The organism is Rhizobium leguminosarum, from assembly GCF_019798305.1.
Classification (GTDB): domain Bacteria; phylum Pseudomonadota; class Alphaproteobacteria; order Rhizobiales; family Rhizobiaceae; genus Rhizobium; species Rhizobium leguminosarum_U.
Genome location: NZ_JAAXDD010000014.1, coordinates 1 through 24805 on the forward strand (window position 1 = coordinate 1; position 24805 = coordinate 24805).

20 protein-coding genes and 2 pseudogenes are annotated in these 24805 nt (G+C 57.0%); 9 read left to right on the forward strand and 13 right to left on the reverse strand.

Going from position 1 to position 24805, the window contains the following annotated elements; genetic code table 11:
• The first annotated feature begins 520 nt into the window (after nucleotides 1-520).
• From HFO99_RS23535 to HFO99_RS23555, 5 genes are all read left to right on the forward strand, one after another.
• Entirely contained in the window at nucleotides 521-661 is a 141-nt protein-coding gene (locus HFO99_RS23535) for a hypothetical protein (protein ID WP_163926343.1), read from the forward strand.
• A 791-nt stretch (nucleotides 662-1452) separates the two neighbouring features.
• Complete coding sequence (locus tag HFO99_RS23540; RefSeq protein WP_222364151.1) at nucleotides 1453-2190, forward strand: hypothetical protein; 738 nt, start codon at nucleotides 1453-1455, stop codon at nucleotides 2188-2190.
• The gene (locus tag HFO99_RS23545) at nucleotides 2136-2645 is read left to right on the forward strand and encodes a hypothetical protein (protein WP_221951581.1); all 510 of its coding nucleotides are present in this window, start codon (nucleotides 2136-2138) and stop codon (nucleotides 2643-2645) included. Before HFO99_RS23540 ends, HFO99_RS23545 begins: the two co-directional genes overlap by 55 nt.
• Nucleotides 2642-4591 (forward strand): RiPP maturation radical SAM C-methyltransferase, encoded by a 1950-nt coding sequence (locus HFO99_RS23550; RefSeq protein ID WP_222363964.1) that lies wholly within the window; start codon nucleotides 2642-2644, stop codon nucleotides 4589-4591. Before HFO99_RS23545 ends, HFO99_RS23550 begins: the two co-directional genes overlap by 4 nt.
• Nucleotides 4592-5726: 1135 nt before the next feature.
• The gene (locus HFO99_RS23555) at nucleotides 5727-6440 is read left to right on the forward strand and encodes a GntR family transcriptional regulator (protein ID WP_168263606.1); all 714 of its coding nucleotides are present in this window, start codon (nucleotides 5727-5729) and stop codon (nucleotides 6438-6440) included.
• A gap of 386 nt (nucleotides 6441-6826) precedes the next feature.
• Here HFO99_RS23555 and HFO99_RS23560 read toward each other — a convergent pair whose 3' ends face one another.
• The 10 genes from HFO99_RS23560 to ccoN all read right to left on the reverse strand — a co-directional run bounded on the left by HFO99_RS23560 (nucleotide 6827) and on the right by ccoN (nucleotide 15839).
• Nucleotides 6827-7492: a Crp/Fnr family transcriptional regulator gene (locus tag HFO99_RS23560; RefSeq protein ID WP_222034435.1), complete on the reverse strand. Its 666-nt coding sequence runs from the start codon at nucleotides 7490-7492 to the stop codon at nucleotides 6827-6829.
• A gap of 34 nt (nucleotides 7493-7526) precedes the next feature.
• Nucleotides 7527-7685 (reverse strand): cbb3-type cytochrome oxidase assembly protein CcoS, encoded by a 159-nt coding sequence (gene ccoS / locus HFO99_RS23565; RefSeq protein WP_168346206.1) that lies wholly within the window; start codon nucleotides 7683-7685, stop codon nucleotides 7527-7529.
• Nucleotides 7682-9967: a cation-translocating P-type ATPase gene (locus HFO99_RS23570; protein WP_222363965.1), complete on the reverse strand. Its 2286-nt coding sequence runs from the start codon at nucleotides 9965-9967 to the stop codon at nucleotides 7682-7684. The genes ccoS and HFO99_RS23570 overlap by 4 nt, the downstream gene beginning before the upstream one ends.
• Nucleotides 9964-10449, reverse strand: a complete 486-nt coding sequence (locus HFO99_RS23575) for a FixH family protein (protein WP_221951584.1) — start codon at nucleotides 10447-10449, stop codon at nucleotides 9964-9966. The genes HFO99_RS23570 and HFO99_RS23575 overlap by 4 nt, the downstream gene beginning before the upstream one ends.
• Nucleotides 10446-12014 carry a cytochrome c oxidase accessory protein CcoG gene (gene ccoG / locus HFO99_RS23580; protein WP_222363966.1) on the reverse strand — a complete coding sequence of 523 codons (1569 nt, stop codon included), beginning with the start codon at nucleotides 12012-12014 and terminating at the stop codon, nucleotides 10446-10448. Before ccoG ends, HFO99_RS23575 begins: the two co-directional genes overlap by 4 nt.
• A 237-nt stretch (nucleotides 12015-12251) precedes the next feature.
• Nucleotides 12252-12437: a hypothetical protein gene (locus HFO99_RS23585; protein ID WP_221951586.1), complete on the reverse strand. Its 186-nt coding sequence runs from the start codon at nucleotides 12435-12437 to the stop codon at nucleotides 12252-12254.
• A gap of 10 nt (nucleotides 12438-12447) precedes the next feature.
• A complete protein-coding gene (ccoP, locus tag HFO99_RS23590) occupies nucleotides 12448-13311 on the reverse strand; it encodes a cytochrome-c oxidase, cbb3-type subunit III (RefSeq protein ID WP_222034432.1) in 864 nt (287 codons plus the stop codon).
• Between the two features lies 1 nt (nucleotide 13312).
• A complete protein-coding gene (locus HFO99_RS23595; RefSeq protein ID WP_221970343.1) occupies nucleotides 13313-13465 on the reverse strand; it encodes a cbb3-type cytochrome c oxidase subunit 3 in 153 nt (50 codons plus the stop codon).
• An 8-nt stretch (nucleotides 13466-13473) separates the two neighbouring features.
• Nucleotides 13474-14208 (reverse strand): cytochrome-c oxidase, cbb3-type subunit II, encoded by a 735-nt coding sequence (gene ccoO / locus HFO99_RS23600; protein WP_221980494.1) that lies wholly within the window; start codon nucleotides 14206-14208, stop codon nucleotides 13474-13476.
• A gap of 8 nt (nucleotides 14209-14216) precedes the next feature.
• On the reverse strand, nucleotides 14217-15839 hold the full coding sequence (gene ccoN, locus HFO99_RS23605; RefSeq protein ID WP_222363967.1) for a cytochrome-c oxidase, cbb3-type subunit I: 1623 nt from the start codon (nucleotides 15837-15839) through the stop codon (nucleotides 14217-14219).
• A 443-nt stretch (nucleotides 15840-16282) separates the two neighbouring features.
• Between ccoN and HFO99_RS23610 the strand changes: the two are divergent.
• Nucleotides 16283-16966, forward strand: a pseudogene (locus tag HFO99_RS23610) (ISNCY family transposase); the annotation flags it as partial.
• Between the two features lie 464 nt (nucleotides 16967-17430).
• Here the strand turns inward: HFO99_RS23610 and HFO99_RS23615 are convergent.
• The 3 genes and pseudogenes from HFO99_RS23615 to HFO99_RS23620 form a co-directional block, all read right to left on the reverse strand.
• Nucleotides 17431-18561, reverse strand: a complete 1131-nt coding sequence (locus HFO99_RS23615; RefSeq protein WP_260690014.1) for an omptin family outer membrane protease — start codon at nucleotides 18559-18561, stop codon at nucleotides 17431-17433.
• Nucleotides 18562-18841: 280 nt separating this feature from the next.
• A pseudogene (locus tag HFO99_RS33830) lies at nucleotides 18842-19096 on the reverse strand (IS110 family transposase); the annotation flags it as partial.
• A 151-nt stretch (nucleotides 19097-19247) separates the two neighbouring features.
• Entirely contained in the window at nucleotides 19248-19721 is a 474-nt protein-coding gene (locus HFO99_RS23620) for a hypothetical protein (RefSeq protein ID WP_222034430.1), read from the reverse strand.
• 1775 nt (nucleotides 19722-21496) lie between these two features.
• Between HFO99_RS23620 and HFO99_RS23625 the strand changes: the two genes are divergently transcribed.
• The 3 genes from HFO99_RS23625 to HFO99_RS23635 are packed head-to-tail and all read left to right on the forward strand — an operon-like array spanning nucleotide 21497 to nucleotide 24796.
• Nucleotides 21497-22363, forward strand: coding sequence for an electron transfer flavoprotein subunit beta/FixA family protein (locus HFO99_RS23625; protein WP_221984222.1), 867 nt, complete (start codon nucleotides 21497-21499; stop codon nucleotides 22361-22363).
• Between the two features lie 3 nt (nucleotides 22364-22366).
• Nucleotides 22367-23488 (forward strand): electron transfer flavoprotein subunit alpha/FixB family protein, encoded by a 1122-nt coding sequence (locus tag HFO99_RS23630; protein ID WP_221960877.1) that lies wholly within the window; start codon nucleotides 22367-22369, stop codon nucleotides 23486-23488.
• Nucleotides 23489-24796, forward strand: coding sequence for an FAD-dependent oxidoreductase (locus tag HFO99_RS23635; protein WP_221960876.1), 1308 nt, complete (start codon nucleotides 23489-23491; stop codon nucleotides 24794-24796).
• Nucleotides 24797-24805 lie beyond the last annotated feature (9 nt).

Sequence of the window (24805 nt, forward strand, 5' to 3'; positions counted from 1 at the left end):
ACGGTCTTGTTCAGCGATAGCTCGGCGACAGTCCGCCTCAGCTTGACGTTCGCCCTTCCAAAATGGCGTAGACGCTTCACTTGCGAGAGCATCAGACCGGTATATTTTGTTCTAATTTAGAAAGTGGCGTTTAGAAGCTTCTGCTTTGCGTCAGACATCGGCGATCGGACCCCCCTCCACCAAAATTGAGGACAGTGCGATCTCCGTAATTTCATCCTGCATGGGTCGCAAGTCGACAAATGCAGTCCAGATGACCCGACTGACCGAAATTCTCCACATCCAATTTACGACATCGTCGTCACCTTTGTCAGCTTCGCGACATGCATTCCTCTTCGCCCGATCCCGTATTTTCCGCCCACATCCCTGAAATAGCAGCGAAATAATTTTTCGTCAGCTCAATCGGCCGGCTTGGCACGAATCTTGAGAGCTATTGCGAGGCAGCGGAACGGCCGCCGCATCCGCGTTGCGGGATAGCCGCATTGGGCCGAACACGTGAAGGAGTACAAACTATGGCGGGAAAGTGCGGAAGTGGCAAATCGCCGAGAATGTCGGCAAGTGCCACAAGGGGACGGACGTGCTCGCCGGGATCCGCGGTGAGGATGTCGATGTTGGAGAGACGCCGAAGACGTATCATGCGTCACGCACGGCCAAGGCTTTCTGAGCTCGAGGCGATCTGGAGATTAAAGATCTCCAAAACTGAACTTAAGGGTTCCGTTGGCGATCTGGGGAAAGACGTCACCCTACAGGAATACGTGAAGGAGATTAAAGATGTCCAAAGCTGAGCTTGAGCGTTCGTTGGCGATCTGGAGAAAGACGGTAGCCTGCTGGAATACGTGAAAACGAATGCTACCGGTCTCGCATCACTGGTGGCAAGCGGAAAGACGCACGGCTACTGATTTCACGATCGATGAGGCCAAAAGTTTCACAAAAGCCAGAAGCCCCGGTGGCATGACCGACAAGCAGACCGATCGAGCTGCCGGCAAGCGCCATTCGGACGTTGTGACCTCTATCAAGGCAGTCCAAACATTGTGGCCGCCACCAGCGCTGTTGAGGCGGCGCAAGCGGCAACGACAGTCTTTGAAGCTGCCGAAGCGATTGTCGTGGTCGCTGCGGTCCTCATTTAACAAACGGTCACGGGGCGTGCGCATTCACCCCCCGTGACCAATGCGAAAGTGGAAATGGGAGGTAACCTCGTGACCCACTCTGCTAAGGAACACTATCGCCAGATCTTTGACTGGCGGACACCTGGAGATGTCCGCACGTTGGCCCATATAAAGCGCATCATGGAATGCCTCACGGCGACGCGGCATTCAAGAGCGCGCTTTCGGAGAACGTCGGCAACCCTCGTAGCGTAACTGCCCGCTACGGGATTGAAGTCGACCCGATGGAGATGCTACCACTCAGGCATTCTGGCGTAAATTCTATCGCAAGCCGGAGTGTGCGTCGTGGCCATTGGCTGTAACTTGGCGTGAGTATATGGATGAGATGGTGCGCCATCGCGACATCCTGCGCGACCAAGGCAGTATGTCGGTGACCTACCCTCGTTTCCATGCGTGGCGCGAGCGCCAAATACGCCGCTGCGACGACGTGTTGGGCACATCGGCAAAGTCGATTACACACCCCGTCATTGCCTTCGAGCTGAGCGAAGGCTGCACCGGGGGTTGCTGGTTTTGCGGCCTCTCGGCGGGGCAGTTCAAGGGTTCTTATGAATATAGCAAAGAGCATGCAGGCCTCTGGCGCGGCGTGGTCGGCGTCGCGAGGGAAATATTTGGTTCGGCAGCGAACACTGGCTTCTGTTATTGCGCCACAGACCCGATGGATAATCCCGACTACGACCGCTTTCTCTTCGACTACTATCAAATTACCGGCACATTGCCTCAAACAACGACGGCAATGCCTCTCAAGGATCTGGCACTCACCAAGCGCGTGCTCGAGCTGTTCGAATGCTACCGTTGCGTGACCAATCGCTTTTCCGTGCTGAGCACGGACCAACTCAATCAGATCCACGCGGCATTTTCGCCTGAGGACCTGATGGGCGTTGAACTCGTCCTGCAGGGCAAGGGGATGGGTCGAAAGCTTTCGCCGGCCGCGCGCGAAAGGAGAAATTCAGCGCAGTCAAAAACGGCGATCCAATCGTGGAATCTGAGAGCGATCACACGACGATCGCCTGCGTTTCCGGCTTTCTCGTAAACATGCTGCGGCGGCGTGTGCAATTGGTGACGCCGGTACCGGCGAGCGGACGTTGGCCTCTCGGTTACCGCATCGTGGATGAGCGTTTCTTCGCAACGCCAGATGAGTTCCGGGACGAAGTCCAAAACATGATTGATGAGCACATGCACGAGAGCCCACCTCCCAACCGGCCGATCCGCTTCCGCGGCGACTTGCAGTACGAGGCCAAGCGCCATCACTTCCTCCTCCGATCTTGCCACTTTGAGTATCAGGTGCCCGACAACGCCGCCTCCTCCGTTGGAAATCTGATCGCAGCTGGCCATTGTACTGCGTCGGAATTGGTTGCGCAGGTCGTAACGGATGGAGCGAGCGCCATAGCAGCTGCCGATGAGCTCGACCAGTTGCACATGAGAGGATTGCTCGAAGAGGACCTCGACGAGCGCTTTGCCTGGCGGAATGGCGAGGGCACGACATGAGCGCCGATATGCCGATCGTTCTGGTGAACATGCCTATGTCAGCAGTTGAACGACCGTCGCTGGCGCTTGGTCTGCTGCAGTCGGCGCTGACGCGGGCCGGCCTGAAATCGAGGACAGTTTATGCCAATATCTCGTTTCTGGAATACGCTGGCCTCGCCCACTATAATTTACTTGAGACTTCCCCTCCGGAGGAGGCGCTTGTTGACTGGCTGTTCGCCGGCGTCGCATTTCCCGACTTCGAAACCAACCACCCCCTGTTCCTCGACCGGTATTTCCGGCGCAATCCGTGCCCACATAAAAATGAGGCCGAGCTTCGTGCTAATTTCCTCAAGTTGCGTTCGCTCATCGGCGGCTTCATCGATTGGACATGCGGCAAGATACTCAAGGCACGCCCGGCTATCGTCGGCTGCTCCTCAACATTCAATCAGCATGTTCCCTCGCTCGCGTTGCTGCGGCGCTTGAGCGAGCTCGCGCCAGGCTTAATCACCCTTATGGGAGGTGCAAATTGTGAATCCGTGATGGGACGTACTACTCATGCGCGGTTCTCGTGGGTCGACTACGTCGTGTCGGGGGAGGCCGACACGCTGATCGGAGGGCTTTGTCGCGACATCCTCACTCATGGTCGCGACATCCCACCCGCCGACCTGCCGTTCGGCGTTTTCGGCCCAGCTCATCGCCAGGCCGGCTATCCCGCCACGCTGACAGGCGACTTGGTGCCCCGCGCGGTAGTCGAGGATATACATGCCCTGCCGCTGCCTGATTTCTCGGATTATTTTGTCGAGCTTGAGCGATCGCTCTATGCCGACCGCGTTTATCCTGGGCTGCCGATGGAGTTCTCTCGCGGCTGCTGGTGGCGGCGCAGCAGCCCCTGCACGTTCTGCGGCCTGAACGGCGCATTGATGACCTACCGCCAGAAACCGGCTGCGCAAGTCCCAGAGGAGATGATCGAGATGTCTGCGCGCTACGGCACGTCGCGCATCGAGGCGGTGGATAACATTCTGGCGACTGACTACGTTGAAAAGGCCTTGCCACGCCTCATAGCCTTACCCGAAAAGCTCGCCATCCTCTTTGAAGTCAAAGCCAATTTGAAGCGCCACGAAGTCGAGAAGTTGGCCGCAGGCGGCGTTCGCTGGATCCAACCAGGTATTGAAAGCCTGGATAGCCGTGCTTTGAAGCTTATGGGTAAGGGAACGACGGCAGCGCAAAATGTTCAGCTCCTGAAATGGTGTCGCCAGTTTGGCGTGCGGGTCATCTGGAGCGTCCTATGGGGCTCCCCCCGCGAGAGCGACGCTTGGTACTCTCAAATGGGTCGCCTGTTGCCGTTGCTGCATCATTTGCAGCCGGGACACGCTGTTAGATTGCGCTACCAGCGCTTCAGTCTCTATTATCGCGCAGCCGACCAATATGGGCTGGCGCTCAGCCCGGCGGCTTCCTATCGCTACGTCTATCCGCTCTCTGAGCGCGATCTTGCGGATCAGGTTTACTACTTCGAAGACAGTGAAGACGATGATGCCCGCCGCGATTTCCGCGCACTTGACGCAAACCGCCGCCCCGGCGTTCAAGCGGTTATTCAAGGTATGGATGCCTGGGGGGACGCATGGCGCGGCCTGACGCCACCCATGCTAGCGATGCACGATAGCGGTGACGAGATTATAGTCGAGGACACACGTAACGTCGCAGTGGAGCGTGAACAGCGAGTCAAAGGCTTGGCGCGTGAAATCCTGCTGGCTGCTGATCAAGGCATGCCAGAGGCTCGCCTGGGTGGACAGCTGAAGGGGGCGAGCCTGATGGAGATTGAGGAGGCGACTGCGGACCTTATTGCTCGCAAGCTGATTGTCCGGCTGGACGCCCGCCTGGTCGGGCTTCCGCTTTGGGACCCCTGTATGTCAATGCCCGCTCTGACCGCGTTTCCAGGAGGTTATTTAGACCGACATGTCGGTGGCTAAGGTTGCGTGCATATGCTCTTGGAACTCGAGGGCTGGGGCACAAATATCAAAGCTTAGGCGTGTAGCGCATTGCTGGATTTGGAACGAAATCAAATGGCGACGACATGATGAGGCAGCGACTGTTCAGTATTGCGGACGCGCGTTTTCGAAGAACTCGTCTACACTCTTTGGCCCATCCCGCGAGCTGCTTCGTCGCAACCGAACTTCAGACCCGATGATTGTTCCGGTCGAAAGGGGTGCATCCTCGATCGACTAAAATTCATAAAGCGCAAACATCACCCAGCATCAACTCGTCCAGCTGGCGCATCAACTCAAGTTAGCTCTCATAATGTCTGGGATTCAAGATGCTGGCCGAAGTCTTCGTCGCCCATGCGCTCGAAAATGGTTGATCAACAATTCTGACAACGTCAATGATACACTCGGGTCGCCTTTTCCATGCTCTTCTATTTTCTCACAAAATTCGCGTCCGTGACAATCGGTGCCAAGGTGGGGATATACTCGATCCGCCAAACGTGTTGGCTTTGCCCAGATAGACGGGAACTATTCGGTCTGCTTGAGTGACTCGTAACCGACCATACCAGCTAGAGCTTTTTCGATCCGCCAACCGGAATCGCCAACTCGGAAATCCGCGCAAACCTTTCACCGGGCCGGATAATGCTTCACAAATTATACGCTGCCTGAGTTCTTTGCCAACAGCAGAAAAAACAAAACGTTAAGCTAGCGCGAAAGGCCAAAATATATCAAAAAAAATATCAATGTTATGTGTTGATATATCGCGGAGCGCCGTCTAGATCTGGTCAACACGCGGCACGGGGGTCTACCCCGGTCAGCGACGGGAGGCTTAGGTGAACCGACGTGACAACATGCACCCAGACAAAATCAGATCTGACAGGCCAGAGATGAAGATCGCCCGACAGCGATCTCTTGCCCATTCCGTTGAACTCAGCGGCGAGAGAGTGCGATAGCAGCCAACTGCGGCCGCGGCTGTTATAAAGGTCCCCGAATCTCGCCTGGGTTAAAACGCGTGCCGATATGGTGAGGCCAATTATTCGGCCTTGAATCGGAACGCCGCCCGATATCAATGAATAAGCTCCTGTAGGGTCCCCGAAGGACATCGACAGAGGAAAACCATCAAATGCGGTGTTGCAAGAACGCGCCCCCACAGCGTGGGGCTGACACAAACTTTTCTACTGAACCAGAACCTGCAAAGGCCGATATTGCCTACGATGCTATTCGACGAATTCTCCACAATAACGGCCGTGTGCCGGGGCAACATCTCAGGGAACAGGATCTGGCGTCTAATCTTGATCTTGGTCGAACACCAATTCGCGAAGCACTTCAGCGACTAGCAGCTGAAGGGAAGATCCAATACATCCCTCAGAAGGGCTTTTTCACCAGGCCAATGTTGGAGGGTACTCTGTTAGATTTTTATGTTGTTGGAAGTGAGACGCTAATCTCGGCGTTAAATCGAAAGCGGCCGCAGATCCCAGAGAGCTGGGCCGTGGCAGATAAATTGTCCCCCGACGAACTCGCCCTAACGGCAGAAGCGATATTTACTAGAATCGCCGAAGAAGCATCGAATTGCGAGGCATGTAAAATCGTTCAACGATTCTGTTTTTGCACTCATCCTCTACGAATGGAAATAACCGCATCGGAACTTAGGCCCGCATTTGTCGAAAGCCTCGAGAAATTAATTGCCGCAATGTCCGAACTAGGCGCCGCAACGAACTTGGTGGAGTCCGCGTTGATGAACCACCTTGACCTAGAACGGGGTGCCGTCCCAAGGGTCGTACAAGAGGTGAACGAACGTGGGTTAACAGGGCTTCCTGGGCACGCGAAAAGCTTGTGATATCGTCGTAATCTGAAGCACTAGTGTCGCGAATGTCTTCGGCTCGAGCATTCGATGCCTATGTCGGCATAAATGCCCGCATCATTGCATCACTAATAGGATAGACACTATTGGGCTAGTCGGAATCTTCCGGCTCCCCGCACTGCGCGACAGATAATGAAATGAGTGGCACGCGCTGGATGTTTAAACCTGGCATTCGATAGAGCGAATCGAAGGTGAAGCGCTCGGTTGTGAAGCCCATGCTTTGCAAATGAACTCGTAGTGTGTGGAGGCCTTGAGAGGCTTGAGTCTGCTGCGAACAGGTACGCCGTTGAAAAGAGCTTCATGTACTTAATACGGCAGGAACAGCGCCGCGAACCTCGACAGTTGGCCCGGTGATCCAATGGTCAGCATGCCTTGCGAAGCTGGCTGACACTATCGACCAGAACGACATTGCCTCTGACTTCGACACCCGACGCCGCGAGCGTCGCAAATGCGCGCGAGAGGGCTTCGGGTGCAAGCCCAAGTTTGCCGGCCAGAATTCTCTTCCGGTAAGGCAGGCGAAACGTGACCTGCGAGGCAGAAGCCGGGCAGCGGCTCATAAGGTAGTTTGCCACCCGTTGGGCGGCTGTAAGCAATCGGTCTCCCGCAATACATTCCATCGCGCCGAGCAGGTGCCTGACCATGATTCGCATGACGTTGCGGTGTACGACCGGATGTTGGTCGGCAAACGCCTGCAAATCCGCAAGCGCAAACAGCGCGACCTTAGCCCCGTCGGCGGACCGGGCGCTATAAGCGTAGGAGCCGCCTCCCGCGAGTAGATACTCTCCAAAGGTGTCGCCCGGCTCGCACACGCAGATATCCGCCTCGCGCCCGGCGGATTCCGATTTTGAAAGTCGCACAAACCCATTCATGACGCAGTAGACGAACGATGCCTGCTGGCCCTCGGCTATGATCATCTCGTCAGGGGCGAAGCTTCGAAGCTCAGCCGTTGCGGTGAATTGCTCCACAGCCGCCTGATCCAAACCAGCAAACAGCTCAGACTGCAGAAGTACGGAATTGTTCGCAAGCATCCATCTTCCTTTCGTGTTTGGATCCAGCGTGCGGTTAGGGTTCTCGTTGATCGACTTCGTCGTCGGCGAGGATTCGCCAGGCGGCGCCTTGAAGGTCGTCATACTGGCCGCTCTTCAGCGACCATAGGAATGCCAGGAGGCCCATTCCTCCCATCAGCAGCGCGATCGGTATGAGGTAGATCAACATGTTCACGCGGATTTGACCTCCGCATTCCTGCCAATCGCCCCTCGAATTTGCATATCCCGACGCTTGCCGAACGCGTTCAGGCGCAGGGCGTTCGTAACGACGATGATCGACGATGTCGACATTGCCACCGCCGCTATGAGCGGTGTCGCCAATCCGGCGATGGCGATCGGTACCGCCAGAACGTTGTAACCGATGGCTAGAGCGAAGTTTTGTCGGATGAGGCTGGCGGATCTTCGCGCAACGGCAATTGCTTCCGGAACAGCGTCAAGGCGATCATTGAAGAAAACCAGGTCGGCCGCCTGTCTGCCGATATCGGAGGCCGTGGCCGGAGCCATCGAAACATGCGCCGCAGCAAGCGCCGGGGCGTCGTTGATACCGTCGCCAACCATGAGCACGCGACGACCTTCGCCATTCAGCCTCTGGCATTCCTCGACCTTCTGTTTCGGCGTCAGAGAGCCCAAAGCCCTCTCGATACCCAGGGCATGCGCCGTATTGTCGACGACGGTCTGCCTGTCGCCCGACACGATCAGCGTTTCAAGGCCGGCTGCGTCGAGCCGGGCAATGGCCACGCAAGCACCCGGACGAAGCGTGTCATCGAAGAAGAAGCGGGCAAGATCGACGCCATTCTTCGACAGGACCACTTCCGAGAACGGACTGTCGGCGATGCGGGGCACGACGCTGGTTCCGCAGGCAAACGCCGCGTTTCCCAATCGATAGACATCCGCTCCGTGCCTGGCTTCCAGTCCCCCGCCGGGGATTTCCGTGACCCTGTCGAAGGAGGTGGGGGCGGCTTCGGTGTCCCGCACCAGAGCCCGAGAAAGAGGATGCCGTGAATGCGCGGCCAATCCGCGGGCGATTGCAGTGGCGCTCTCGTCCATGGCGTCCACTCTGACAAGGCGCGAACTGCCCATCGTCAAGGTGCCCGTCTTGTCAAAGGCCACGGTGTCGGTCTCGGCCAGCCTTTCAAGTGCTGAGCCATCCTTCACCATGATGCCCTTCCGGAAAAGCTCCCCCGCGGCGACGATCTGGACCACGGGCACAGCAAGACCCAATGCGCATGGGCAGGTGATGATCAGCACCGCTATGGCGACCAGCATGGCCTGTTTCCAGTCTCCGGCCAGGATGCCCCAGGCAAGGAAAGAGACCAGCGCCAGCAGATGCACGACCGGGGAATAGAGTGTAGCAGCGCGATCGGCGATCCTGCGATAGCGAGCTCTTCCGCCCTCGGCGGCTTCCATCAGGCCGATGATCTCCGAGAGAAGCGAATTCTTGGCAATTCTCGTCGCCCGCAACACGAGCGAGCCGGTCAGATTCATCGCCCCGGAACTCACTTCGCTGTTGTTGGTGACGGCGACGGGGCTGCTCTCGCCGGTGACGATGGAGAGGTCGACGTCGCTTTCTCCGCTGACGACTGTGCCATCGACGGGAACCCGTTCGCCTGCGGCTATCGAGATTTCATCCCCCGCCGCGATTTCTTCTACGGCAATGTAGCGTCGCGACCCGTCCGGATTGATCAGCAATGCTCCGCGCGGGGCCAGTCTTGCGAGTCCGTTGATCGCCGCCCGAGCCTTTTCCCGCATGACATGATCGAGGGTTCTGCCGATCAGCAGGAAGAAGAGCAGCGAGACCGAAGCGTCGAACCACGCATGCTCGCCGTGATGGACGGTCTCCCACAATGAAACGGCATAGGAGAGCGTCACGGCGAGTGAGATCGGAACGTCCATGTTGGTGCGCCCATGTCGCAGCGCATTCCAGGCCGATTTGAAGAAGAAGCGCCCCGCGTAAACCAGCGCGGGCGCTGCTATCATCGCCGAGATCCAATGAAACATGTCGCGTGTCGCGGCATCCGCGCCCGACCAGACCGATACCGAGAGCAACATGATGTTGGCAGCCGCAAAACCGGAAACGCCGATCGCGAGGAGAAGCTGATTTCTGGTCTTGTCGTTCTCGGGGGTTGAGAGGGTGAAGAAATGCGCTCGATAGCCGGCCGAGTTGATCGCTGTAAGGATCTTGGACGGATCGGTAGCGCCCGTCTCGATCTCCTCCTGGTAAACGCAGCTCACCCTTCGCGCCGTGAGATTGACTCGTGCTGTCTTGACGAAGGGAAGCGCCAACAACGCCCTTTCGATGGTCGAAATGCAGCCGCCGCAGTGAACGTCGGGAACACTCAGGTCCAGCTGACGCAAGCCCTCGCCGAGCGGCTGGCTTGCAAGGCGAACCTCTTCGGCACTGGATGATGTCGTGCTGAGGGCAAGTACGCTTTCCGCGTCCATGGTACAGCAGGTCATTGGCCTAACTCCGCGGTATCGATGCGTTTTGCCTCATGCATGACGACCACGCCGCCGTTTCGCGAGATGGCCTCGACGATCCAGTCACCTTCGGCTAGGCCATGCTCCGCTTCGAACCGCCCCGCGGCTGTCTTCCTGAGCGTTAGGTGCAAGTCCTCGTGGTCTCCGACCGGCCGTTTGAAATTCAGAACGACGTCGTCGACCATCGCAGGCGATCCGCTCTTGTCGTGAATGTCGTAGCGGATCTCGTGCCCCTTTATGGAGAGGGTTCCCTCGATGCCGGAAGTGGCCATCGCCTTCATCGCCGCCGCTTTGCGGTTGAACTCCTGACTGGCGACATAGGTGTTTTCCACGACGAGACCGCTCCAGCTGGAGGAGGCATAGAAGGCCATGGTGACGTTCACCGCGATAACCACGCAAAAGAATGAGGAGGTCGAAAGCATCATGTGCAGGCCTGTAAAACCTTGAGCGGAGGTCTTCATTTGATGTCTCCCGGTGCATTGAACGCCGCGCGGTAGGTTGCCCGATCGGCATGATTAGTATCTTCGATAACGAACAGAAATTCATTGATCGCGGCTCCGGTAGGCTCGCGCGTAACGAAGACCTTGAGCGTCGTGGCCGCGTCGGGTTCGGCATGGACTGTAAAGTTGCGAGCGGCTTCTTTGCCGAACGCGGGAATGCGCATCGTCGCCCCCTCCAGCCCGACCAGGCTTATGTTCAGATCCCTCGGCGTCGGCACCATGTTCAAGACACGAAGCGTGTAGCCATTCCGCAGCGAGCCGTCGCTTTCCAGAACATATTGGGGGTTTCGGTCGTGAACGACGTTGAGTTCAAGGCGCTCCCGAAAGGTGAGATGGACGAGCATGGCCAAGCCGACCGACGCCCAGGCGACTGCGTAAAAGACGGTTCGAGGACGAAAGTTGATACGCCAGTTGAAGTGCCGGATCGCCGGCACGTAGGTCCCATCCTCGTTTCGAACCCTGGATGGCTGAACGCCCGTTCGTCCTTCGTCCGTGGCAAGCGACAGGTTGCTCGCGTATTCGCTCAGCGTAGCGTAGGCGATCAGGCCGCGAGGCTTTCCGAGCTTGTCCATGACACCGTCGCAGGCGTCGATGCAGAGCGCGCATGTGATGCACCCCATCTGCTGCCCGTCGCGGATATCGATTCCCATCGGACACACCGCCACGCAAACGTTGCAATCGACGCAATCCCCGACCGGCAGGCCCCTGGCTAGAGCTTTCTTCGGGTAACGCGACCGCTGCTCGCCCCGCCAGTCATTGTAGGTGACGACTAGAGAATTTTCGTCGAGCATCGCACCCTGGATGCGTGGCCACGGGCACATGTAAGTGCACACCTGCTCTCGCATCAGACCGCCGAGCACATAGGTCGTTGCAGTAAGGATGGCGACGGTCGTGTAGGCGGCCGCAGGAGCGCGGCCGGTGAACAGGGAAACAAACAGGCTCGGCGCGTCGGCAAAATAAAAGATCCACGCTCCGCCGGTGACGACGCCGATCAGCAGCCAGATCGAATGTTTGACCACACGCTTCCTTAGCTTGGCAAAGCTCATGGGACCAGCGTCAAGCTTCATTCGCGCGTTTCGATCGCCTTCAATCGCACGTTCGACGACGAGAAAGAGATCAACCCAGACGGTTTGCGGACAAGCGTAGCCGCACCATGCGCGGCCAACCGCGGAAGTGACGAGAAACAGGCCTAACCCCGCCATGACGAGGAGACCCGCTACATAATAAAATTCCTGAGGCCAGATTTCGATGAAGAAAAGGAAAAAGCGCCGTGAAGAAAGGTCGATGAGGATTGCCTGGTCAGGCGCGTAAGGACCCCGCTCCCAGCGAATCCATGGAGCGAGATAGTAGATGCCGACCGTAATCAGCACGATGATCCACTTGAACCGACGGAATCGTCCCTCTGCACGCTTCGGGAACACCTTCTTGCGCGTTCCGTACAAAGGCTCGTGGTTCTTCCGCTCGCTCACAGGTTCTGAGCCGATCCGGGGCACCTCTTTTGCATCAGGAGTTGTGTAGAAATCCATGACCGCTTTCCGGTTTTTCTGCCCCTCCTTTTCCCGCCTTCGGATCCGGTGCTCCTTGATTCAGGTCAAGGATCCGATCGGAAAAAGAAGGGCCACGCTGGACAGGAGACGTGGCCCCCAAAAGAAGCGTCGAGGATGAACCTTCAGCCGTTCTAAGTCTTCGGGCACCAGCCGATGAAGGCACCGCGGGAAATTAACCACTCTTTGGAGAGGACTCGCTGGGACGTCGAAGCGCAATTATCGGCGGGTCGTCGACTGATCTTTGAGCGAGATCAAGCTGAACATGCAATTGCCGATCTTCTCCGAACCGTCCTCCTCGCTCTGCGGAGCCTCATGCTGGTTCCTCGCCGAGACACGAGAGTGGATGACCGCGCGCGGAACGCCGTACAGGGCTATGAGCGGATTGTGTTCATGGTCGCTCATTCTGTTCTCCTCACGTTCCCCCGCCAAGCGAATGCACGAAAATTGTCAGTTCCTTGACTGTCGTGTCGCCGAGACGCCTTGACCAAGCTGGCATGACGCCGTGCTTGGGAGCGGCTACCTGGCGGATGATCGCATCCTCGCCGCGTGACTTCAGCCAGATCGCATCGGCGAGATCCGGCGCGCCCATTTCGGCCTTGCCTTTGGCGTCGTCGCCGTGACATGCGGCACAGTTATCGACGAAGACCTGTTTTCCGGCCTCTGCGAGACCAGGATCCGACGGTGTATTGGTCAGTCCCCAGACGTAAGCCGCGACCTGCCTTGTCTGGACGGGATCCAGAACATCGGCAAAGGGCGGCATCTCCGAAGCGTGCGTCTCGGAATCGGATTCGAAACGGACCCCATGCGCAATCGTCGCCTGGATAGCATCGAGGTCCCCACCCCACAGCCAGTCATCGTCGTTGAGGTTGGGAAAGCCGAGGCCGCCGCTCGCTCCCGAGCCATGACAGTTGGCGCAGTTTACCTTGAACGAAGACGCGCCCCCGGCGATCGCGAATTCACGAAGGGCAGGATCGGAAGCAATCTCCCGCACCGTCTTTGCTGCGATCAGGTCATGCAGCTTCATCTGCGACGCCTTAACCTGGTCCAGCTCCTGCTGCAGTTCGGCGCGCGTGGAGTAGCCGAGATATCCTTTCGTGGCGGAGCTGATCATCGGGATGGCGGGATAAGCGATCGCATAGCCCACCGCCCAGACAATGGTGGCGTAAAAGGTCCACACCCACCAGCGGGGCATGGGATTGTTGAGCTCGCGGATGCCGTCCCATTCATGTCCTGTCGTTTCGACACCGCTTACTTCATCAATGTGTTTTTCCGACATCTCAATCATCCTTCAACGGAATATCGGCGGCCTCGTCGGCCATCTGCTTGCTTCCCGAGCGAAGCGTGAACAGAACCGCGCCGGTAAAGAAGGCCGCCATACCCAGGAGGCCCCAACTGTCGGCGAAGTGTCTCATTGCAGTGTAGGTTTCCATGGATCACCTCAACGGTAGCCGGTCGCGTCGTCGTAGGTCGAAAAATCGACGAGCGTTCCGAGCATCTGCAGGTAGGACACCAAGGCGTCCATTTCGGTCAGCCGGGCGGGATCGCCGTCGAAATCGCCGACCTTGGCCTTTGGATAGCGCGCGAGCAGGGCCATCGTGTCGGCGTTCGGATCGGCCTGCGCCTTCATGTCTGCCTCGGCATTGGCCAGCATGTCGTCGTTATAGGGGACGCCGACGTTCTCATTGGCCTTGAGGTCCATTCCGACACCCTTGACCGTCACTTCCCGCTCCTCGAGGAAGGCGTAGCTCGGCATGATCGATTCCGGCACGACGGCGCGCGGATTTGCCAGATGCTGGACATGCCATTCGTTCGAATAGCGTCCCCCAACACGGGCCAGGTCCGGCCCAGTACGTTTGGATCCCCACTGGAACGGATGATCGTACATCGATTCCGCGGCTAGCGAGTAATGACCGTAACGCTCCACCTCGTCGCGGAACGGCCTGATCATCTGACTGTGGCAGACATAGCAGCCTTCGCGGATGTAGATGTTGCGCCCCGTCAGCTCGAGGGGTGTGTAAGGCCGCATGCCTTCCACTTTCTCGATCGTGTTCTGCAGATAGAACAGCGGTGTGATTTCTACGATGCCGCCGATGCTGACGACGAGCAGCGAGCCGACCAGAAGAAGCGTCGCATTCTTTTCGAGGATCTTATGTTTATCCAATATCGATGCCATGTCTCACCTCATTCGGCAGGCTGTGCCTGGGGCACGAAAGTGGTCGGGATTGCAGCTTCGTCGCGCTGGTGGCCGCGGATCGTCATGAACACGTTCCAGGCCATGACGAGGCCGCCCGCCAGATAAAGAGCTCCGCCGATCGCGCGCAGCACGTAGTAGGGGATCATCGCCGCGACCGTCTCGGCGAAGGAATAGACGAGGAAGCCCTCGGAATTGTATTCGCGCCACATCAGCCCCTGCTGTATGCCGGCAACCCAGAGCACGGCCGCGTAAACGACAATCCCAAGCGTTGCGAGCCAGAAATGCCAGTTGACCATCCGCAGGCTATAGAGACGCTCGCGCCCCCACAGCTTCGGCGTCAGGTAGTAAATCGCCCCGAAGGTGATCATCCCGACCCAGCCGAGTGCGCCGGAATGCACGTGACCGATCGTCCATTCGGTATAGTGGCTGAGCGAATTGACTGTTTTCACAGACATTATCGGGCCTTCGAAGGTCGACATGCCATAAAAGGCAATGGCGACGATCATCATACGAATGATCGGATCGGTGCGGATCTTGTCCCAGGCACCCGAAAGGGTCATGAGGCCGTTGATCATGCCGCCCCAGGAGGGCATCCAGAGCATGATCGAGAAGACCATGCCGAGCGTCTGGGCCCAGTCGGGCAGTGCCGTGTAGTGCAGATGATGCGGGCCGGCCCAGATATACAAGAAGATCAGCGCCCAGAAGTGGATGATCGAAAGCCGGTATGAATAGACCGGTCGGTTGGCCTGCTTCGGCACGAAATAATACATCATTCCCAGGAAGCCGGCGGTGAGGAAGAAGCCGACGGCGTTGTGGCCGTACCACCATTGGGTCAGCGCGTCCTGGACGCCCGAGAAGGCAGAATAGCTCTTGGAGCCAAGGAATGAGGTCGGAACCGCAAGGTTGTTGACCACGTGCAGCATCGCGATGGTGACGATGAAGGCGAGATAGAACCAGTTTGCCACGTAGATATGCGGCTCTTTGCGCTTGAGGATCGTGCCGAGATAGACGGCGAGATAGGCCACCCAAACGATGGTCAGCCAGAGGTCGACGTACCACTCAGGTTCGGCATATTCACGGCCTTGAGTGATTCCAAGAACGTATCCGGTCGCAGCCATCACGATAAAAAGCTGATAGCCCCAGAATACTAACCAAGCCAGGTTGCCGCCGAAAAGACGTGCGCGACAGGTGCGTTGCACCACGTAGAACGACGTCATGATCAGCGCGTTGCCGCCAAAGGCGAAGATGACCGCCGATGTGTGGACTGGCCGCAGCCTGCCGAAATTGAGATAGGGCGCAATGTTGAGGTCGGGAAAGGCCAGCTGCAGGGCAACAACAACGCCGACGAGGAAGCCGACCACGCCCCAGAATACCGTGGCGATCAGGCCGTAGCGGATCACCTCGTCGAAATAGCCCGATATATCGACTTTTCGTCGTTGGCCTGCCGGCGCAACGTCAACCTTCCTGAGCATCAGCACAGCGCCCATAACGAGGCAGAGGCAAAGTATGCCCATATGGACCGCAAAGAGATGATCATGCGCAAATGCGGCTACTAGCAGCGCTAGAAACGCCGCGATCGCGATCACCATCGTTTCCGTTGTGTAATTCATGATGTCGTCCCCAGTACGCCGACGACCGCGTCGCGGCCGTCTTTCTCGCCAGGACTGTCACGAAGCCGCAAATTGCTCCTTGATCCACATCAACGAGAGGACAGAAAGACGGGACGACGCTGCGATTATAAATACAAGCGAGTCTTCAGTCGTTGACACATTCCGACTGTCCTACCCTCACGCAGGGTGTTTATAGGTTCGATCTCGCGTTTGGTGGATCAGTTCTTTAGATTGGCTGAACGCGCTCTGGATCACATGTTACACACGAGTGCATGAAGACAGATGCACTCCATCATACAATATCAGAGTTTGCCGACGCGCTATAGGATCAACCAGAGGAAGGTGGCGGAAGAAAAGCACGCTCTTGGCCGACTCTCCTGCAGTCCGCAGCTCAGCTAAATGCCGAGCAACTCGAGCTAATGACCACGATCTCGAAAACTGGAATCCCGCAGGCCAAAGGCCGCGTAGAAAGGGCCAATCAGACGCTGCAGGATCGGCTGGTGAAGGAACTGCGGCTTCGCGGTATCGATACGATCGAGGCGGCCAACGCCTATGCGCCGGAGTTCATGGCGGATTTCAACACCCGTTTTGGCAAGCCTCCACGCAATCCGAAGGACATGCATCGGCCGCTGGCGGATCACGAGAACCTGGATGGTGCCATGTGCCGCAAGGAGGTTCGCAAGCTGTCGCATTCCTTGACGCTGCGCTACGACAAGGTCTTGTTCATATCCGACAGAGCGCGCAACGGCGCTGGCGGGCAAGAAGGTTGTCGTTTGCGATTATCCTGACGGATGACTTGAGATCACAGACGGGGAAGCCCCCTGCCCTACAGGACGTTCGATACGTTACGGTCAGTACACCGATCCGAGGTGGTCGAGAACAAGCGCCTGGACGGCATGCTTTCGATCGTCGCTGAGCTACAGGCTGGGCGTCAGCAGCAGCGCAGCAAAAGTGGCCCGCGTCGCACCGGACAGACGGATCACATGTTCGGCATTCCCGATGGCAGCGTGAGCAACGGTTATCAGAAACGCGGCACCAAGCCTGGACGAAAGACGGATTTTACGAAGGATCCTTCCGCCATCGCCCGACGGCGGCAAGCGTTGACGAGCCAACGTGTCGCCGAGTGATGTGAGCGATCCGGTTGCGAAAGCTAAAGTATATGATTGCGCCCGAGCCATCCGCCGCCGACCGGGCTGCGCAACCCTGACCAACTCCACCCGGACGGCGAAACGGCCCTGATATCGTCACCCCGACAACAGGCCTGAGGCATTTTGTCGAGCGTCGCCTGTCCTCTCGACTGTCATATCGAAAGGCTCGCGATTTGCCATCGCCCGGCTTGATGCACCATCAATTTGCGCGAAAGCGGTCGACCCGGGCTGGACAGCGAAATCAAAGCTGTCGCCTTCGATGGCAATCTACAGGGATCGATCCCGAAATCCCCACCACGGCATTGGTCCTGCACCGTTCAGATTTACCGTACGATTTCAAACTGCTCTTGTTCCGACTCCAATTTTCAAGAACTGTTGTGTCCCGGAATAGTCACACTGGTGCGCGGCGATAGTCTTCTTATGCAAAGTGGCTCGCTACCACGTCAAAACGTGACCTTCAGGCCGATGGAGAGCGACATCGACTGAAAGTTTGCCCCGGCCGCATCCTTCTGCCAAGCGGAGCGTGTGCCCTCCTCAGTGTCCTCTTCTTGCGTTCCGCCGCGGCTGTTAAAAACGCGCTCGAATAAACCGGACAGATAGAGCGAAGCAGCTGGCGTCATCGCGTAGTCAAGGGCAACAGTTGCGCCGATTGTCGGCGCTGGGTCAATGTCATCATGAAAACGGAGATCCCTCGCCCAATGGTCGTCGATGTCCTTGATGCCGAAGCTCAAGCCGGTCTGAAGGCCCCCGCTGATGGTGAGACCGCCAAAGTTGTATTCGCCGCTCAGGCTGACGAAGCCAATCGGAATTTGTTGCCGGTAACTAATGCCTCTTTCCCAGTCTGGCCATGCCACAGGTGTATCCCGAAACTTATCCTCCGTATAGATGCCGTACCCGCCATAGGCGCTCCACTTGACGTCGGTATACCGGACACCGGCGCCGACCGCGATACTGCCGGTCTCGTTTCCATAGATCATCCGGTCCAATTGGATCGCTCCGGCAACATAGTGATCGAGTTCGGTAAGGGGATGGATTGAGCGGTCGCTCCAGTCATCATGCCCTGCACTTTCCCAGTCGTAGTCAACCATGTGACCGTTGCCGCCCGTGCCGATTTCAACGCTGCTCTTCAAGCTCCAGTCGTTGCCAATGTGCGCGTCCACACCAACAGTGAAAAGGGTCATCCCCTTGCTTTCCCAGTTCAGCTGGCTAACCTTGTGGTCGCCGTCATAGACAAATTCCTGGGCCTTTATGTTGGCGAGGCCGAGTCCGCCGAAAACGACGAAATTGCCGTCGTCGGAGGAAAACAGAGCGTTGTCTGCGGCGGCCAATGATGGGGTGGCCACCAGTAGACAGGAAGTGACTGCGATTCCGGTAATGACGCGCTTCATCAACTGACCGCGTGTTTCGTCTGGCGCCTCCGTCTTGGTCCTGAGCTTTTTCGCCTCAGATCGCCTTTTTGTTGCGTCAGAGTTGTCCGCTGCGCAAGCCGTTGGTGTTGCTGGGTCAGTGTCGCCGTGCCGTTGCGAGGCTGGCTGCGTCGACCCCGTCAGGGAATGGAAGTATTCGCGGACCATCCGTTGTCCTTTCCTGGAGTTGATCAAATTTCGGGACAGGGGAGCGTCTGCAGCAGATATGATAAAGCCTTCTCGTTCAGACGGCCCGCCCCAGGCATTGCCCGCTCAGCGACTTCAGCGGGAGCTCGAGCAAGTCGAGTGCGCGGTCTTTGTTGCTGATAAGATCGCAGGAGTGTTCCACCTCCAGAAAGCAGGAACGCAGGACGATTGCGTTGCGCTAGATCAAGAACCAGGATGTTTTCAGATGCGGTCAACTTGCCCGAGCGGCGCTTCGTCTTCACCGGTCGCCCGGCTGTTTGGGCACTAAGGACGGCGCCACAACAATGCAATCATGCCCCAATTCGGCAATTTGCCGGTAGAGACCGTGACCAGTGGGACCGGCCTTCTAGCAAAAGTGGAGCTTGGTTCCACGCTTGGAAAGCTTGTTTACCATCGACGCCACCGACGCCGGCTCGGAAGAGATATCGCCGAAAAACCGCACCTCGCCGTTCCGCGCTCCATTTCCAACTGCAACTGAAATCCTCAGCTTGGACATATCCAAACCAATGAAAATTAAGCTATCCCGTTTCGTGGTTCGCCTCGCTTGACATAGGGCTCCGCTCTGGCCTTTGGAGAGCAACCCCCGATTTAGCCTACCGGGGGGCGGGCCCGCTCACCTACGAATGTCCCGCCCCCCGCATAGGCAACTAGTCGAGTGGAATTACCTTCACATTCGTGGGAGCTGTTGCACCGTTCGCACCAGCAGTCCCCTTGTTCGCCAGAACACGATATTCGACCACGTTCTTGTCTGAACTGATCTTTCCCTCAATCGTATAGACCTTGATCTCGCCGGACACTGAATAGTCGTTGCCGGTATTGTCGATGTAAAGGTCGAGGGACACCGTCGACATTTTTTTCACCGTATCTGAGATCATCGTAACGAGCTCTTTAATGTTATCATCCGTTAGGCCTGAGCTCTTTAGAAGGTGGCGCGTTTTATTATAATCTGCTTCAATGCCGGCGAAAAGAAATCGGAAAAAATTCAGGTTACCCGTTCCATGGAGGTTTTCGAAAGATTCGAATTTTTCACGAGCTGATCCTGAAAGAAGGGATTTGAACAACGCGTCGATATTCTGAGCTTGCTGGCTCGTGAGTGCTGCGACTGCGAGATTTGCTTTCACTGAACCCTTTGAATGCGCTGGGATTACATAGTCGAGGCCCGAAACTGTTCCTTCGCCATTAGCATCGACCGATAGTGAATCTTCCGCGTACGGAGTTTGAGCGCCACCAGAAGTTTGCGCCGCAAAAGCGAAAAGTGGGGATCTGTGGTCCTTGCACGATCTTACTCCTTGGCTGGAATCATCGCGGGTTTGGGCTCTTTATCCGGCCCTCCCTGGCAAATGCGGTTCCCCAAAAAAAATGTGGCTGCGGTGTTGGTGACATACGTCATGGTAGTGCCGATAACCACCGATCACATGGGCGTCGTCCTTCCAAGTGCCTTGGCCTTGGCTGAGCTCCTTCGCTAGAGTATGAGCCTTTGACTTGGTCGTATATACATCCGTGCCATGCTTCAGCCGCTGTATTGCTTGCGCCTTATCGATCCCATGAAGACGATCGATCTTTACGCCTTTAGCTGTTATCTGAGCTGGATAGTAGCCCATGCCCGTATACTTCCTTTCTGACGAAGTTTAATGGCTTTGGTCCTTCCGTAGTTTGTGTCCTCCAGGGGGATTTTGTACTTACGTGCAGCAGTCGATTTGCAAGAGCAATGCCAAGCGCCACATGCCGACCAGATACCCATAACGCTGGATAAAAAGCGATTTGTGAGATACTCCCGGCTGGTCGGCGTGGCATGTTTTTGTTCCTGTTGTTTTGATCTGCGACACGTTTTAGGTGCTGCGGGGTATTAAAATGCCGCACCCGATCCTCCTTGATTTATTTTCCTCCACGTGTTCGAACCGATGCGGTTGTCCCGCAACGCGGATGCGAAGACCGTTCCGCTGCCTCGCAATAGCTCTCAAGATTCGTGCCAAGCAGGCCGATTGAGCTCACGAACAATAATTCGCTGCGATTCCAGTTATGTGGGCGTAAAATACGGGTTTGAGAACAACGACGCCTATCACATAACCGTCAAAGGTGACGACAATGTCGAAAATCGTTGTCATGCGTTTGAAGCACCACAGCTGGCGCTGCTTCGCGCAGCAAGTCGCGTCAGATAAAGTGCCTTCGGCTTGTTCATTTGGTCATTTGGTAGCTCACTCAACCGAACAGACGGCGTGGGTGTAACGATTGAGGCGGAGAAAGAGCTCGACAGGCTGCAGCAGCGTTTAAGGACGGCTTTCGATTAATACTTCCAGCAAGGGTTTCTCCACGCTTCTGGCAATGATCCTGCTCACGCCCCAACATCAGCTAAACCGCTTGTCCAACCTCACTAGGCGCCCGCAGCGTTATTTTCTCGATCGCTGTGCTTCTGACCGCGCATACGGTGTCGCTAGTCAGATTGTCAACGGCAAACTGAAGCTCGATACATGCCCACCGCACCAGAACTTCAGTCCCCGTGCTATCTCCAGGCGTATTATCCGGCGTTGAAATCTTCCGGCTCGTGGCGCAGCTATCATGGACTTATCCGACCTGAAGCCTATCGAACCGCCCCTCCGTTCGCGGTGGTGATCGGGCCGGATTGCGACACGACATGTCGGCAACCCTACAAAACCCCTCCGCATAGCGACAACGAAACATGTGCAATCTCGAAGGCTTACCGGCGCAACCTGATTGGCACGAGTAGTGCTCAGAGTAAGCCGGGTCCCTAATGGGAAGACGGCGCTCTCCGCCATTGAGGAGGGCATCAACCTGAACCCCGACAGCATCTGCTTGCGGCGCAACTTTATTGGCACGAGCAGTGCTCAGAGTTAGCAGGGTCCCTAAAGCCCGAATCCGATTAGGAGCTTAAACGACTATGCACATCGTGGTCTGTATCAAACAAGTGCCGGACTCTGCGCAGATACGCGTCCACCCGGTGACAAATACGATCATGCGCCAAGGCGTACCGACCATCATTAACCCTTACGACCTGTTTGCTCTCGAAGAGGCACTACAAGTTCGTGACCGCTACGGGGGCGAGGTGACCGTTCTCACGATGGGACCGCCCATGGCTGAGCAAGCGCTACGCAAAGCCCTCACCCACGGCGCAGATCGCGCACTGCTTCTGACCGACCGCCACTTTGCTGGATCTGACACGCTGGCGACCTCGTATGCACTTTCTCAAGCAGTAGCGAAGATTGGCGAGAGCTATGGGGCGCCTGATATCGTCTTTACGGGAAAGCAGACAATTGACGGCGACACGGCCCAGGTCGGACCCGGAATTGCAAAGAGGCTCAACCTCCAGCAACTGACCTACGTAACGAAGATTGTCTCCATTGATCCCACGTCGCGCGAGCTCATGGTTGAACGGCACGCGGAGAGCGGCACGCAGATGCTGAAGAGCACGTTGCCATGTCTCATCACCGTGCTGGAAGGTGTCAATGCTATCCGCCGGGGCTCTCTCGATGACGCCTTCCGTGCCGCGCGAAGCACGGTTCTTAAATGGGGTGCCGCTGACGCCGGCATTGGGGAGTTGACCAAATGCGGCCTAAGGGGATCGCCGACGGTCGTGAAGCGAGTATTCGCCCCTGGTCCGCGCGCCGAAAAAGCTATGCAAATGGACATTAACGACAAAACGTTGGCCGAGGTCGCCGCGGACACGGTCACTGCAATTTTTGCCCGCCAGCCTTTTTTTGGAACGCAAGCTCACGTCCCATGGCAATCGGTGAGCAGCGAGGAGTAGATTTTGGTCGCTAGAAAAAATGAAACGCCGGCAAACGCGGTCGGCCGCGCCAGCTCAGGGAAAAAGCTGATAAAGTGTTTCGAAGATCACCGGCACGTCTGGGTCTTCATGGAACTTGAGCGCGGCAATGTTCATCCCGTATCGATTGAACTCCTCGGCGAAGGCCGCAGACTAGCTGACAAACTGGGCGTCCAACTGGCCGGGGTAATCCTCGGTTCGTCTCAAGGCGTGGGCACCAAGCCTGCGATCGAAGAGGCCTTCGCTTACGGAGCTGATGTCGCCTATCTAGTAGAGTCGCCACTCCTCGCCAACTATCGAAACGAACCCTTCACCAAGGCTTTGACGGATTTGGTCACTACTCACAAACCAGAAATTCTCCTTCTCGGCGCGACCACGCTCGGCCGCGACCTCGCCGGTGCTGTAGCAACTACCTTACAAACAGGGCTTACGGCTGATTGCACCGAGCTGGATGTTGATGGAGATGGTTCGCTCGCAGCGACGCGGCCAACTTTCGGCGGGTCCTTGTTGTGCACGATCTACACGCTGACTAGCCGGCCGCAAATGGCAACGGTGCGGTCCAGGGTCATGGCGACGCCGCGACGTGCGGATAAGCCAATTGGGCGCGTTATCCAACATCAACTCCTGATGGTTGAGGAGGAGATCGTCACCAAAGTCCTCGCGTTCCTTTGTAACAGCGGGTCTGAGCAATCCGATCTGGCCAACTCCGACATTGTGGTCGGGGGCGGACTCGGCCTCGGCGCTGCAGGAAACCTGCAATACTTGAGAAACCTGGCAACGACGATCGGCGGGGGAGTCGGGTGCTCGCGCCCACTGGTCCAAAAAGGCTGGATGCCTGCGGATCGACAAATTGGTCAGTCCGGCCATACCATTAGACCCAAGCTCTACATCGCGGCGGGAATATCTGGCGCGGTCCAGCATCGCGTTGGAGTCGAAGGAGCCGATCTGATTGTCGCTATCAACCTCGACCAGAACGCTCCGATCTTTGACTTCGCTCACATCGGCGTTGTCGCTTGCGCGCTGGAGTTCTTGCCGGCGTTGACAGACGCTTTCGCCAAGCGAATGGCACCGCACAACTCTATCAAGGTTATGGACCGAGGAAGCTAGATGACCAAGAGTAAGTTCGACGCGATAGTCGTTGGAGCCGGTATGTCCGGCAACGCCGCAGCGTATTCGATGGCTAGGCGCGGTCTAAAAGTGCTGCAGCTGGAGCGCGGAGAACATTCGGGCTCTAAGAATGTTCAAGGGGCTATATTGTACGCCGACATGTTGGAGGCGATTATCCCAAACTTTCGCGATGACGCTCCTCTTGAACGGCATCTGGTCGAGCAACGATTCTGGCTAATGGATGACTCGTCGCACACGGGCGTGCACTATCGCTCTGGTGACTTCAATGAACTGAAGCCAAACCGGTATACGATCATCCGCGCCCAGTTTGACAAATGGTTCTCACACAAGGTGCGCGAGGCGGGCGGCACAGTCCTTTGTGAAACGACAGCGACCAGACTCGCTTGGGACCTGAGCGGTAAAGTAATAGGCGTTCACACGGACCGAGAGGGCGGGGTGATCCTCGCGGACATAGTCGTCCTTGCTGAGGGCGTGAACGGACTGCTTGGAACACGAGCCGGCTTACGCGATATGCCGAAGCCGGAAAATGTGGCCCTCGCTGTCAAGGAAATGCATTTCATGCCGGAAGACGTCATCGCAGAGCGCTTCGGCCTCAGCGGTAGCGAAGGTTGTGTGATCGAAGCCGGCGGCACGATCTCACGCGGAATGGCCGGACTGGGCTTCCTTTATACCAACAAGGAGTCGATCTCGGTGGGGATCGGCTGCCTCGTCTCCGGTTTAGCGGAAGGCATGGAAAATCCGTACCGCCTTCTTGACGCCTTCAAGCAACATCCCTCGATCCGACCATTACTGGCCGGATCAGAGATCAAAGAATACGCCGCGCATCTTATTCCTGAGGGTGGCTTCAAGGCAATCCCACAGCTCTTTGGCAACGGGTGGGTCGTCGTGGGCGACGCGGCGCAACTAAACAATGCCGTGCATAGGGAGGGATCGAACCTTGCGATGACATCCGGCCTCATGGCGGGTGAAGCGATCTTCCAGATAAAGAGCCGTGGCGGTCTGATGACGAAACGCAATCTCTCTCTCTATAAGGGCATACTGGACAAGTCGTTCGTCATGAAAGACCTGATCAAACACAAAGATCTTCCAAGCCTCCTCCACACCGACAGCCACAATTTTTTCATGACGTATCCAACGCTTATATCTCAGGCGGCGCAAAATTTTGTGCGCGTCGACGGTGTACCTAAAATCAACAGGGAGCAGGCTACAGCTGCCTCCTTTATCAAGGCACGATCCCGTTGGGGGTTGATCAGCGACGCGGTCCGCTCCGCCGTATCTTGGCGTTAAAGGAAAATT